Below are 12110 nucleotides of genomic sequence, written 5' to 3'. Positions count from 1 at the left end.
CCCCTGCCGCACGTGCGACAGGCCGTCCGTGCGGGCTACGCCCACCTCAGTAATCGTGCTCCACGCACCGCTCAAACGCCTCCTTGAGCTTGTGCTCCCACACCCGCTTGTCGGCATTGCCTGCAAAGCTGGCTTCAAAGCTGTTGAACGCCAACTGGTAGGCATGTTTGGCCGTGAGGCCCGTGGCCGCAAACACCTGGGTAAAGTTCTCGTTGATGTAGCCCCCAAAGTAGGCCGGGTCGTCTGAATTGACCGTGGCGGCCAGCCCAGCGTCGAGCAGCTTGCCCAGGTTGTGATCTGCCAGATTGGGGAACACACACAGCTTCTGGTTGGACAGCGGGCACACCGTGAGCGCAATGCGGTCTTGCGCCAGGCGCTGCATCAGCGCCGCGTCGTGCACGGCCTGCACGCCGTGGTCGATGCGCTCGACCTTGAGCACATCGAGCGCGCTCCAGATGTAGGCGGGAGGGCCCTCCTCTCCCGCATGGGCAACCAGGTGCAGGCCCAGCTCGCGGCAGCGGGCAAACACGCGGGCAAACTTTTCGGGGGGATGGCCCAGTTCGCTGGAATCGAGCCCCACACCCACGATCTTGTCGAGCAGCGGCATGGCCTGCTCCAGCGTCTCAAACGCCGACCCCTCGCTCAGGTGGCGCAGGAAGCACAAAATCAGCGTGGCGCTGATGCCCAGTTCGGCGCGGGCGTCCTCGCAGGCGCGGTGCAGACCGTTGATGACGGTCTCCACGGGCACGCCGCGTGCGGTATGAGTCTGCGGGTCGAAGAAGAGTTCGGCGTGCAGCACGTTGTCGCGCGCCGCGCGGCCCAGGTAGGCGCGCGCCATGTCGTAGAAGTCCTGCTCATGCAGCAGCACGCTGGCGCCCGCGTAGTAGATGTCCAGAAAGCTCTGCAGGTTGGTGAACGCATAGGCGCTACGCAAGGCGTCCACACTGGCATAGGGCAGCGTCAGCCCGTTGCGCTGCGCCAGCGCAAAGATCAGCTCAGGCTCCAGCGAGCCCTCGATGTGGATGTGCAGCTCGGCCTTGGGCATGGCACGCAGCAGGCTGGGCAGGCGCTCGGCGGAGATGGGGGGGATCTTGAACATCAGCAGACTCCAAAGGTGATGCCACTCTGGCGCAGAAAGCGGCGGTAAGCAGATGATGCCTTGTCGGCAGCGGTATGCAACTCCGCGCGCAGGTCGAGTGGCAGGCACTGTGGCATCTGCGACTCCAGCACGGGCTGGTCCTGCGTGAAGATGGTGTGCTGGAAGGCCTGCAGCTTCTCGTCCGGCGAATCAAAATCCGCCACCGCCAGCCGGAACCACACCCGGCTGCGCACGGGCGTTACCGGGCAGATAAACAGGGCTATGGATTCACGCCAGCCCTCCACCGCCGTGGTGCCCGCCTCGGGCACCTTGGTCAGCACGGCTGCATAGGGCGCCGTGACTTCGTAGGTGTATTCGACCTGGGCGGCCGCCGTGGAATGCAGGTTGGATTGCGGTTGCCAGGCCTTGCAGCCCGTGGCCAGCACGCCCGTGGGCGTGGGCTCCACGCGGTAGTCGTCGATGGCCGTCGCTTCGCGGCTGCCCAGCCAGCCTTCGTGCACAAAGCCGAAATGCGACATGTCCAGAAAATTTTCGATGATGCGCGGCGCGCTGGCCGCCACATCGTAAGGACCGCAGTTGAGCTTGCGCAGGCGGGCGTCCCCTTCCGCCGCAAACACAGGCAGCCCCTGCTCACCCGGTGCGATGCGAACCCAGACCATGCCATAAGCCTCCTGCGTCTCAAAGTGCCTAGCGCAGTGGGTGGCCGGAGGCACAAAGCTGGGCAGTGCGGGCACATGCGTGCACTGCCCGCCGGCCGCAAACTGCCAGCCATGGTAGGGGCACTCCAACTGGCCCTGGGGCGTGACGCGGCCCAGCGACAGGCGGGCGCCCCGGTGCGGGCACTGGTCGGCCAGCGCGTGCACAGCGCCTCCGCTGTCGCGCCACAACACCACGGGTTGTTCCAGCAATTGCACGGCCAGCGGTGCCTGCGCAGCCACGGCCTCTGACAGGGCTACCGGGTGCCACAACGTTGATTCCACCATCGTCCTTGCTCCTCAAAAAGCCACGGACCGCAAAAGGCCCCTGCAAAACAAAAGGGCCACCCCAGGGCGGCCCTTTGTCACAGCAGCCCGCAAGAGCTGCTGATGAACGCGGTGCAAATTACTTCTTGTCGCCGCCGGGGATCTTGCCTTCCACGCCCTTGACGTAGAAGTTGATGCCGCCCAGGAATTTGTCGTCGGCCACGGCGTCCTTTTCCAGCACGGGCTTGCCGTCCTGACCCATGATGGGGCCCTTCCAGATGCTGAAGCTGCCGTCGGCCAGGCCCTTCTTCACTTCTTCCACCTTGGTCTTGGTTTCGGCAGGCACGTCTTCAGCGATGGAGACGATGTCGATCGCGCCTTCCTTCACGCCCCACCAGCTTTGGCCCGAAGCCCAGGTGCCGTCCAGCACGTCCTTGGTGGCCTTGACGTAGTACGGGCCCCAGTTGATGACAGCCGATGCCAGGTGGGCCTTGGGACCATAGGCAGTCATGTCGCTGTCCCAGCCGAAGGCGCGCTTGCCCTTCTCTTGAGCAGTCTTGAGCACGGCGGGAGAGTCAGTGTTCTGGAACAGGATGTCAGCGCCGCCGTTGATCAGGCTGGTTGCCGCTTCGGTTTCCTTCGGTGGGCTGAACCATTCGTTCACCCACACCACCTTGGTCTTGATCTTGGGGTTGACCGACTGCGCACCCAGCGTGAAGCTGTTGATGTTGCGGATCACTTCAGGAATCGGCACCGAGCCCACCACGCCCAGCGTGTTGGACTTGGTCATGGCGCCTGCGATGATGCCAGCCATGTACGCGCCTTCGTAGGTGCGGCTGTCGTAGGTGCGCAGGTTCTCGGCCGTTTTGTAGCCGGTGGCGTGCTCGAACTTCACGCCCTTGTTGTCTTCCGCCACCTTGAGCATGGACTCCATGTAGCCGAAGGTGGTGCCGAAGATCAGCTTGTTGCCCTGGCCGGCCAGGTCGCGCAGCACGCGCTCGGCGTCAGCGGACTCGGGCACGCTTTCCACAAAGCTCGTCACGACCTTGTCGCCAAATTCCTTCTCGATGGCCTTGCGACCGTTGTCGTGTGCAAACGACCAACCGCCGTCGCCCACAGGGCCGACATAGGCAAACGCAATCTTCAGTGGCTCGGGCTTGGGGGCCGGTGCTTCTGCGGCAGGGGCCGGTGCAGGCGCGGGGGCCGGTGCCGGTTCTTCCTTCTTGCCACAACCCACGAGGGCGGCAGCGGCCACAGCGGAGAGCGCTGCCACCTTGAGCATGGAGCGTTTCTGCAGATCAGTCATGTCGGTTTCCTTATCGAAGAAGTAAGACTTGCAAAGGTTGGGGGACGAAACTATCAATTATGGTGCGATCTACCGCAGGGTAACCAGATTTTCGCGCGCGCAATCCCTATCACGAGCCCGGATAAAACGGTTTGCCCAACGATGCCGGCATGTTGATGCGAATCCAGGTCGGATTGCGCGAGATCAACGCCAGCACCACGATGGTGGCCACGTACGGCAGCATGCTCAGCAACTGGCTGGCCACCTGCACGCCCGTGGCCTGCAAATGGAACTGCAGCATGGTCACGCCACCAAACAAATAAGCACCAAGCAACACCCGTGCCGGACGCCAGGTGGCAAAGGTGGTGAGTGCCAGCGCGATCCAGCCGCGCCCGGCCACCATGCCCTCGACCCACAGCGGGGTGTAGACGGTGGAGATGTAAGCCCCGGCCAGCCCGCACAGGGCACCGCCCACCACCACGGCCGCCAGCCGGATGCGCCGCACCGGGTAGCCCAGCGCGTGCGCCGACTCGGGCGACTCGCCCACCGACCGCAGCACCAGCCCGGCGCGCGAGCGGTACAGGAACCAGATCAACCCCGCCACCAGCAGCATGGTGAGGTACACCAGCGGATGCTGGCGGAACAGCGCGGGGCCTAGCAGCGGCACATCGCCAAGCACCGGAATGGCGTACTTGGGCAACTCGGGCAGCTTGGCCTGCACGTAGCTGATGCCCGCAAACGCCGAAAAGCCCACACCGAAGAGGCTGAGCGCCAAGCCCGTGGCGTACTGGTTGGTGTTGAGCCAGATCACCAGCACGCCAAAGATGGCGGCCAGCACGGCACCGGCCGCCATGCCTGCAGCAAAGCCCAGCCAGGTATTGCCGGTGTGCACCACCGTGGCAAACCCGGCAATGGCGGCGCAGAGCATCATGCCCTCGGCGCCCAGGTTGACGATGCCCGCCTTCTCGTTGATGAGCAGGCCCAGGGCCGCGATGGCCAGCACGGTGCCCGCACTGAGTGTGGCGCCGATGAGGAGTGCGTACGATTCCATCAGGCCACCACCTTTCTGGTGCCCACCCAGCGGATGCGATAGGCAATCAATGTGTCACAGGCCAGCAGCGTGAACAGCAGCAGGCCCTGGAACACGCCGGTGAGCGACTTGGGCAGGCCCAGGCGCGACTGCGCCAGTTCACCGCCGATGTAGAACATGCTCATGAGAATGGCGGAAAGAATCATTCCGACGGGGTGCAGCCGCCCCACAAAGGCCACGATGATGGCCGCAAAACCATAGCCTGCCGGCACATAGGGCGTGAGTTGACCGATGGGCCCGGCCACCTCCAGCGCACCCGCCAAACCGGCGGCACCACCCGAAATCAGCAATGCCGTCCACAGCGCGCGGCGCGACGAAAAGCCCGCATAACGCGCCGCTGCCGGTGCCAGCCCGCCCACCTGCTGGGCAAAGCCCGCCCGGGTGCGGAACAGGAACACCCACAAGGCCCCGGCGCCTGCGAGCGCCAGCAGCAACCCGATGGACACGCGCGAGCCCTGCATCAGGCGCGGGATCTGCGTGACCTTCTCGAACGTCTTGGTCTGCGGAAAGTTGTAGCCCATGGGGTCCTTCCACGGGCCATAGACCAGGTAGCCCAGCACCAGCGTGGCCACATAGACGAGCATCAGGCTCACCAGGATTTCATTGGCATTGAACTTGTCTCGCAGCAGCGCCGTGAGCCCCGCCCAGACCATGCCACCCAGCACCCCGGCGAGCAGGATGGCGGGCACGATCCAGGGGCCCGTGGTCTTGTCGGCCAGCAGCGCCACGCCACCCGCCACCACGGCGCCGATGACAAACTGGCCTTCGGCACCGATGTTCCACACGTTGGAGCGGAAACACACGGCCAGCCCCAGCGCAATCAGCAACAGTGGCGTGGCCTTGACCATGAGTTCGCCAATGGCGTACTGCGTCTTGATGGGCTCCCAGAAGAACACCTGCAGCCCGCGCACCGGGTCTTTGCCCAGCGCAATGAACAAGGCCACACCGATCAGCACGGTAAAGGCCAGCGCCAGCAGCGGCGAGCCATAGGTCCAGAGCTTGGAAGCCTGGGGGCGTGGTTCCAGCTTAAGCATGCTGCACCTCCCCTGCCTTGGCCTGTTGTGCGAGGTGCGCTTGGACATCGGCATGCCACAGGCCGCTCATCCATTCGCCAATGCGCTCCACCGTGGCCTCGGCGCGGGGCACCGAGGGCGACAGGTGCCCCTTGGCCACCACATGCAGCCGGTCGCAGATTTCAAACAATTCGTCCAGCTCCTCACTCACCACCAGCACCGCACAGCCCGCATCGCGCAGCGCCAGGATGGAGCCGCGAATCTGCGCCGCCGCCCCCACGTCCACACCCCAGGTGGGTTGCGAGACGATGAGCAGCTTCGGGTTGGCGTCGATTTCCCGCCCCACGATGAACTTTTGCAGGTTGCCGCCCGACAGCGACTTGGCCGCTGCATTGGGGCCGCCCGCCTTCACATTGAAGCGGGCAATGATGTCCGCTGCATGTTTTTGCAGCGCCCCCACCTTGATCCAGCCACTGCCGCTGACCGAATTGGTGCGGGTGAGCAACAGGTTGTGCGCGAGCCCCATGGTGGGCACAGCACCCCGGCCCAGGCGCTCTTCAGGCACAAAGTGCAGGCCCAAAGCACGGCGCTGGCCCGGGCCCATGCGGCCCGCGTTCTGGCCCGTCACCTGGATGCTGGCCGGCTCGGCGCGCTGGTCTTCGCCCGACAGCGCGTAGAGCAGCTCTTTTTGCCCGTTGCCCGACACACCGGCAATGCCCACCACCTCGCCCGCCTTCACCTCGAACTGCAGGTCGATCAGGTCCACGCCAAACTGGTCGGCACGCGGCAGCGACAGGCCCTGCACGCGCAGCACCGTGGCACCGGTCTGCACCGCGCGGTGCTCCAGCGCAGGCGGCTCGGCGCCGATCATCAGGCGCGACAGGGAGGCATTGGATTCTTCGGCCGGGTTGCACACGCCCGTGACCTTGCCACCCCGCAGCACGGTGCAGGCGGTGCACAGCGCGCGGATCTCATGCAGCTTGTGGCTGATGTAGAGAATGCTGCAGCCCTCGCTGGCGAGCTTGCTCAGCACCACAAAGAGCTTTTCGACCGCCTGGGGCGTGAGCACCGAGGTGGGCTCATCCAGGATCAGCACCTTGGGGTTGGTGAGCAGCGCGCGGATGATTTCCACGCGCTGCATCTCGCCCACGCTCAGCGTATGCACGGGGCGCAGGGGGTCGATGTCGAGGCCGTATTCGGCGGCCTTGGCGGTGATGCGGCCGGTCACTTCGGCCAGCGTCAGGCTCTTGTCCAGGCCCAGCCACACGTTCTCGGCCACGGTTAGGGTGTCGAACAGGCTGAAGTGCTGGAACACCATGGCAATGCCCAGGGCCCGCGCTTCTTGCGGATTCCGCACCTGCACGGCCTGGCCGTTGAAGAACACGCTGCCTTCGTCGGGCTTGACCGAGCCGTAGATGATTTTCATCAGCGTGGACTTGCCCGCGCCGTTTTCGCCCAGCACGGCGTGGATTTCACCCGGCAGCACCGTGAGCGACACGCCGCTGTTGGCCACCACGGCCGGGTAGCGCTTGGTGATGCCCACCAGCTGCAGCCGTGGCGGCGCCGCACCAGGCGCTGAAGGATTGGGGGGAGAACTCATGCGGGGATTGTCTCTCAGTTTTACAACTTGTTATAAGAATGAAAATACCTCATGGCGCTTGTTCAGCATGCCCAAGCAGCTATTCTTTTCGTAGCGAAGCAGCCACGGTTTTCACGCAATCTCGCAGCCAGGCGGCCGCCGCCGAGTGGTGCGTGCGGGCATGCCACAGCTGGTAGTACATGAGCCGGGGGAAGGGCACCGGGCACGGCAGGATGGCCAGTGGCAGCTGGTCCACATACCGCTCGCAATACTGGCGACCCGTGGTCAGCACAAGCAAGCTCGATGCCACGATGCTGGGGATGAGGCTGAAATGTGCGCAGCGCGCCGTGATGTGGCGCTGCATGCCCAGGCTGTCCAGGTGGGCGTCGATCACGCCGCGCGCGCCGGGGTGGGTGGGCGTGGGGGCGATGTGCTCGGCGGCCAGCCAGCTCTCCACGTCCCAGCCGCGCCGCACGGCGGGGTGGTCCCTGCTGACCAGGCACACCACCTCATCGCCAAACAGGCGGCCCATGTGCAGGTCGTCCGGCGGCTGGGGCCAGTTGCCGATCACCACATCGACCTCACCCTGCGCCAGGTGTGCGTGGTAGTGCGTGTCGGCCGACAGGGGCAGGATTTCGATGGGGCACAGGGGCGCCTCGACCTTGATGCGGGCCACGAGCTGGGGCAGAAAGAGCGGGTCGAGGTAATCGCTGGCCGCCACGCGGAAGGTGCGGGTGGCCGTGCGCGGGTCAAACCCACGCGCATCCGAAAACAGGGCCTCCGCCGCACGCAGGATAGCCCCGGCGGGCTCCACCATGCGCAGCGCGGCGTCGGTGGGCATCATGCTGGCTCCGGAGCGCACCAGCAGCGGGTCGCCCGACAGGTCGCGCAGCCTTTTCAACGCAGCCGACACCGCCGGCTGGTGCATGCCCAGGCGGACGGCGGCCCTCGATACGCTGCGTTCTGTGAGCACGGTGTGCAAGACCCTTATGAGATGGAGGTCTATCTTGTCGAAAAGGGCGTGGTCTCTCATAGCGATGTGGGCATGGGTGCCATAAGCTTGCGCATATGCCGGTAGCGGTACTGCGTTCTACCCTCTGCTGAACCTTTCCATCCAAGATCGAAGTGGCGTTTGTCATGACAACAAGACCCTTGCAATTCCTGCGCCGAGGCCAGCCCGTGGCGCTGGGCAATGTACCACCCGACCGCACCCTGCTGGAGGTGCTGCGCGAAGACCTGGGCTGCACCGGCACCAAGGAGGGCTGCGGCGAAGGCGACTGCGGCGCCTGCACCGTGGTGCTGGGCGAAGAACGTGATGGCCAGCTGCACTACAGCGCCGTGAACAGCTGCATCCGCCTGGCCCATTCGGTGGATGGCATGGCACTGTGGACCGTGGAAGACCTGGCGGAAGATCCGCTGATCCAGCCCGTGGGCGACACAGCGCCCGCTGCACAGCAAACCATCACGCTCCATCCCGCACAGGAGGCTATGGTCCAGTGCCACGGCTCGCAGTGCGGCTTCTGCACCCCAGGCTTTGTGATGAGCCTGTTCGGCATGTACCAGAACCACGTCTGCCACGGCCAACCCATCACCCGCGAACTGGCGCAAGAAGAACTCTCGGGCAACCTGTGCCGCTGCACCGGCTACCGCCCCATCCTCGATGCCGCCCAGCAGATGGCGTCACTGCCCGGCATGGCGGTCAATGAATCCGAAGTGCTACAAAAATTGAAGCTGCTGAGGCATGATGCACTAGCGCATGCGGCCGATTCGGCCTATATCGCGCCCTCCACCCTCCCAGAGCTGCTGGCAGCACGCGCCGCCCACCCGGGTGCCCAGGTGGCGGCGGGCTGTACCGACGTGGGGCTGTGGGTGACCAAGCAGCACAAGCAGTACGCCCAGGTGCTGGACGTGACCCGCGCGGCCGAGCTGCGGCAGGTGGTGCAGCACCCCGACGCCATCCACATCGGCGCCGCCGTCACGCTGACCGACGCGTTTGCGGCCCTCACTGCGCAGTGGCCGCAGCTGCACCGATTTGCCACGCGGTTTGCGGGGCTGCCCGTGCGCAACTCGGGCACGCTGGGCGGCAATGTGGCCAACGGCTCGCCCATTGGCGACTCCATGCCCCTCTTGATCGCGCTGCGCGCCCAGGTGGTGCTGGCCAGCCAGGCCCGGGGCGAGCGCCAGCTGCCGCTGGAAGACCTGTACACGGGCTACCGGCAGAACGTGATGGCGCCGGATGAGCTGCTGGTGCGCATTGTGGTGCCCCGCCCCTCGGCGCACGAACAGCTTCGGGCCTACAAGATTTCGAAACGCTTTGACGACGACATCTCCGCCGTCTGCCTGGTAGTCAACCTCGACATCGCCGGCGGTGCCGTGCAGCGCGCCAGCATTGGTGCAGGCGGCGTGGCCGCCACCCCGGCCCGCGCCCGGCAGACCGAGGCAGCACTGACCGGCCAGCCCTGGACCAAGGCCACCGCGCAGCGCGCCGCTGCGGCGCTGCAGGCCGAGTTCAGCCCCATCTCCGACATGCGCGCCAGTGGCGCCTACCGCCGCCAGGTGCTGGGCAGCTTGCTGCAGCGCTACTGGCTGGAGACCCAGGGCCAGCCCTCGGTCAGCCTGGACACTTTGACGCTGGAGGCCGCCGTATGAACGCCCCCCACACCATCGCCGAAACCGCCCTGCCCGCGCCCGCCCGCACCGCCATGGGCCAGTCGCACATCCACGAAAGCGCCCGCGCCCAGGTGGCGGGCGCCGCGCACTACATCGACGACCTGCCGGAAGTGAAGGGCACGCTGTATGCCGCGCCCATCCTCTCGACCGTGGCCCACGGCACCCTGAACAGTGTGGATGCCACCGCCGCACTGGCCCTGCCCGGCGTGCGCGGCGTGGTGCTGGCCAGCGATGTGCCCGGCGACAAGATCCTGGCCGCGTTCGGGCACGACGAGCCCGTGTTTGCGCTGGACAGCGTGCAGTTCGTCGGCCAGGTGGTCGGCCTGGTGGTGGCCGACTCGGTCATGCAGGCGCGCCGCGCGGTGCGGGCCGTGAAGCTCGACATCTCCCCCCAGCCCGCCGTGCTGACGGTGCAGGACGCGCTGAAGGCGCAAAGCTATGTGCTGCCGCCGGTGTTTGTGCGCCGGGGCGATGCCGCCACAGGCCTCGCGCAATCGGCGCACCGCATGCAGGGAGCGTTTGAAGTCGGCGGCCAGGAGCATTTTTATCTGGAAGGCCAGATCGCCTACGCCATGCCGCTGGAGCAAAAGCAATGGTGGATCTACTCCAGCACGCAGCACCCCGGCGAGGTGCAGCACTGGGTGGCGCACGCGCTGGGCATCGACAACCACGCGGTCAAGGTGGAATGCCGCCGCATGGGCGGTGGCTTTGGCGGCAAGGAGACGCAGGCCGGGCACCTGGCCGTCTGGGCCGCCGTGGCCGCGAACAAGCTGGGCCGCCCCATCAAGCTGCGGCTGGACCGGGACGAGGACTTCATGGTCACCGGCAAGCGCCACCCGTTTGCGTACGAATACGACGTGGGCTTTGACGGCACCGGCCGCATCACGGGCCTGAAGCTGCAGATGGCCGCCAACTGCGGCTTCAGCGCCGACCTGTCGGGCCCCGTGGCCGACCGCGCGGTGTTCCATGCCGACAACGCGTATTACCTGAGCGATGTCGAGATCGCGTCGTACCGCTGCAAGACGAACACGCAGAGCCACACCGCCTTTCGCGGATTTGGCGGCCCGCAGGGCGTGATCGTGATCGAAGCCATCCTGGGCGACATTGCACGTGCACTCGGCCTGGACGCGCAGGACGTGCGCCTGGCGAACCTGTATGGCAAGGACGCGAGCAGCGGCCGCAACGTGACCCACTACCAGATGGCGGTGGAAGACAACATCCTGCACGAGCTGCTGCCCACGCTGGAGCAGACCTCGCACTACCGCCAGCGCCAGGCCGAGATTGCGGACTGGAACGCGCGCAATGCGGTCATCAAGCGCGGCCTGGCCATCACGCCCGTCAAGTTCGGCATCAGCTTCACGGCCACGCTGTTCAACCAGGCGGGTGCGCTGGTGCATGTGTACACCGACGGCAGCGTGCAGGTAAACCACGGCGGCACCGAAATGGGCCAGGGCCTGCACACCAAGGTGGCGCAGATCGTGGCCGACGAGCTGGGCGTGCCCCTGCACCGCGTGCTGGTGACGGCCAGCGACACCAGCAAGGTGCCCAACGCCAGCGCCACGGCGGCCAGCAGCGGCACCGACCTGAACGGCCGCGCCGCCCAGTACGCCGCGCGCAACGTGCGCGACAACCTGGCCTCGTTCGTATGCGGCCTGGACGGCTGCGGCGCAGGCGCGATCCGGTTTGCGGGCGGCCAGGTGATCTCGCCCAAAACGGTGCGCAGTTTTGAAGAGGTGGTGCAGGCCGCGTACGCCAACCGCATCCAGCTGTGGAGCGACGGCTTTTACCGCACGCCCAAGATCCACTACGACAAGACGACCCTCACGGGCCGGCCGTTCTATTACTTTGCCTACGGCGCCGCCTGCACCGAGGTGGCCATCGACACCCTGACCGGCGAGAGCCGCGTGCTGAAGGTGGACATCCTGCACGACGTGGGCCACAGCATCAACCCGGCCATCGACGTGGGCCAGATCGAGGGCGGGTTTGTGCAGGGCATGGGCTGGCTGACGACCGAGCAGCTGGTGTGGAACGACAAGGGGTACCTCGCCACCCACGCGCCGAGCACGTACAAGATCCCGGCCACGGGCGATATTCCGGAGCACTTCAACGTCCACCTGTGGCCCGAGGCGAATCGGGAGGACAACGTGGGTGGTAGCAAGGCGGTGGGAGAGCCGCCGTTCATGCTGGCGATCAGTGTGTATGAGGCGCTGCGCAATGCGGTGGCGGCGGGGCGTAGCGGGGTGGATGCGGCGGCGCCAGTGGTGCTGACAGCGCCGGCGACTGCGGAGAATGTGCTCAGGGCGTTGGGGCGGTTGGGAGAGTGATGTTTTGGGCTGCTGGCGCTGAAGGGATATGCGCTGGTAGCTATTGATTTTGTAGTTTTCGGTGGGGTGGCTGATTGGGCCGCATGCC

General features: G+C 65.9%; 9 protein-coding genes. 2 read left to right on the top strand and 7 right to left on the bottom strand.

Annotation, left to right across the window (positions count from 1 at the left end; all coding sequences use genetic code 11):
• Positions 1 to 46: 46 nt before the first annotated feature.
• The 7 genes from ACOYR4_RS05960 to ACOYR4_RS05930 form a co-directional block, all read right to left on the bottom strand.
• Positions 47 to 1099, bottom strand: coding sequence for an adenosine deaminase (locus ACOYR4_RS05960; protein WP_422848940.1), 1053 nt, complete (start codon positions 1097 to 1099; stop codon positions 47 to 49).
• Positions 1099 to 2082, bottom strand: a complete 984-nt coding sequence (locus ACOYR4_RS05955; protein ID WP_422848939.1) for a Rieske 2Fe-2S domain-containing protein — start codon at positions 2080 to 2082, stop codon at positions 1099 to 1101. The genes ACOYR4_RS05960 and ACOYR4_RS05955 overlap by 1 nt, the downstream gene beginning before the upstream one ends.
• A 118-nt stretch (positions 2083 to 2200) precedes the next feature.
• Positions 2201 to 3367: a BMP family ABC transporter substrate-binding protein gene (locus ACOYR4_RS05950; RefSeq protein ID WP_422848938.1), complete on the bottom strand. Its 1167-nt coding sequence runs from the start codon at positions 3365 to 3367 to the stop codon at positions 2201 to 2203.
• A 109-nt stretch (positions 3368 to 3476) separates the two neighbouring features.
• The gene (locus tag ACOYR4_RS05945; RefSeq protein WP_060987493.1) at positions 3477 to 4397 is read right to left on the bottom strand and encodes an ABC transporter permease; all 921 of its coding nucleotides are present in this window, start codon (positions 4395 to 4397) and stop codon (positions 3477 to 3479) included.
• A complete protein-coding gene (locus ACOYR4_RS05940) occupies positions 4397 to 5470 on the bottom strand; it encodes an ABC transporter permease (RefSeq protein WP_015012883.1) in 1074 nt (357 codons plus the stop codon). The genes ACOYR4_RS05945 and ACOYR4_RS05940 overlap by 1 nt, the downstream gene beginning before the upstream one ends.
• The gene (locus ACOYR4_RS05935; RefSeq protein WP_422848937.1) at positions 5463 to 7049 is read right to left on the bottom strand and encodes an ABC transporter ATP-binding protein; all 1587 of its coding nucleotides are present in this window, start codon (positions 7047 to 7049) and stop codon (positions 5463 to 5465) included. Before ACOYR4_RS05935 ends, ACOYR4_RS05940 begins: the two co-directional genes overlap by 8 nt.
• Before the next feature lie 79 nt (positions 7050 to 7128).
• Entirely contained in the window at positions 7129 to 8061 is a 933-nt protein-coding gene (locus ACOYR4_RS05930) for a LysR family transcriptional regulator (RefSeq protein ID WP_082565093.1), read from the bottom strand.
• 104 nt (positions 8062 to 8165) lie between these two features.
• On the opposite strand from ACOYR4_RS05930, the gene xdhA reads away from it, so the two are divergent.
• Positions 8166 to 9677: a xanthine dehydrogenase small subunit gene (gene xdhA / locus ACOYR4_RS05925; RefSeq protein ID WP_422848936.1), complete on the top strand. Its 1512-nt coding sequence runs from the start codon at positions 8166 to 8168 to the stop codon at positions 9675 to 9677.
• Positions 9674 to 12022 carry a xanthine dehydrogenase molybdopterin binding subunit gene (xdhB, locus tag ACOYR4_RS05920; protein WP_422848935.1) on the top strand — a complete coding sequence of 783 codons (2349 nt, stop codon included), beginning with the start codon at positions 9674 to 9676 and terminating at the stop codon, positions 12020 to 12022. Before xdhA ends, xdhB begins: the two co-directional genes overlap by 4 nt.
• Positions 12023 to 12110 lie beyond the last annotated feature (88 nt).

The organism is Acidovorax sp. M14 (genome assembly GCF_049331375.1).
Classification (GTDB): domain Bacteria; phylum Pseudomonadota; class Gammaproteobacteria; order Burkholderiales; family Burkholderiaceae_C; genus Acidovorax.
This window is presented reverse-complemented; position numbering and strand designations above follow the sequence as displayed.

What these genes read in the sequence shown, in the direction of transcription:
- ACOYR4_RS05960 (WP_422848940.1), bottom strand. Translation starts at nt 1,099, where the DNA reads ATGTTCAAGATCCCCCCCATCTCCGCCGAGCGCCTGCCCAGCCTGCTG.
- ACOYR4_RS05955 (WP_422848939.1), bottom strand. Translation starts at nt 2,082, where the DNA reads ATGGTGGAATCAACGTTGTGGCACCCGGTAGCCCTGTCAGAGGCCGTG.
- ACOYR4_RS05950 (WP_422848938.1), bottom strand. Translation starts at nt 3,367, where the DNA reads ATGACTGATCTGCAGAAACGCTCCATGCTCAAGGTGGCAGCGCTCTCC.
- ACOYR4_RS05945 (WP_060987493.1), bottom strand. Translation starts at nt 4,397, where the DNA reads ATGGAATCGTACGCACTCCTCATCGGCGCCACACTCAGTGCGGGCACC.
- ACOYR4_RS05940 (WP_015012883.1), bottom strand. Translation starts at nt 5,470, where the DNA reads ATGCTTAAGCTGGAACCACGCCCCCAGGCTTCCAAGCTCTGGACCTAT.
- ACOYR4_RS05935 (WP_422848937.1), bottom strand. Translation starts at nt 7,049, where the DNA reads ATGAGTTCTCCCCCCAATCCTTCAGCGCCTGGTGCGGCGCCGCCACGG.
- ACOYR4_RS05930 (WP_082565093.1), bottom strand. Translation starts at nt 8,061, where the DNA reads ATGAGAGACCACGCCCTTTTCGACAAGATAGACCTCCATCTCATAAGG.
- xdhA (WP_422848936.1), top strand. Translation starts at nt 8,166, where the DNA reads ATGACAACAAGACCCTTGCAATTCCTGCGCCGAGGCCAGCCCGTGGCG.
- xdhB (WP_422848935.1), top strand. Translation starts at nt 9,674, where the DNA reads ATGAACGCCCCCCACACCATCGCCGAAACCGCCCTGCCCGCGCCCGCC.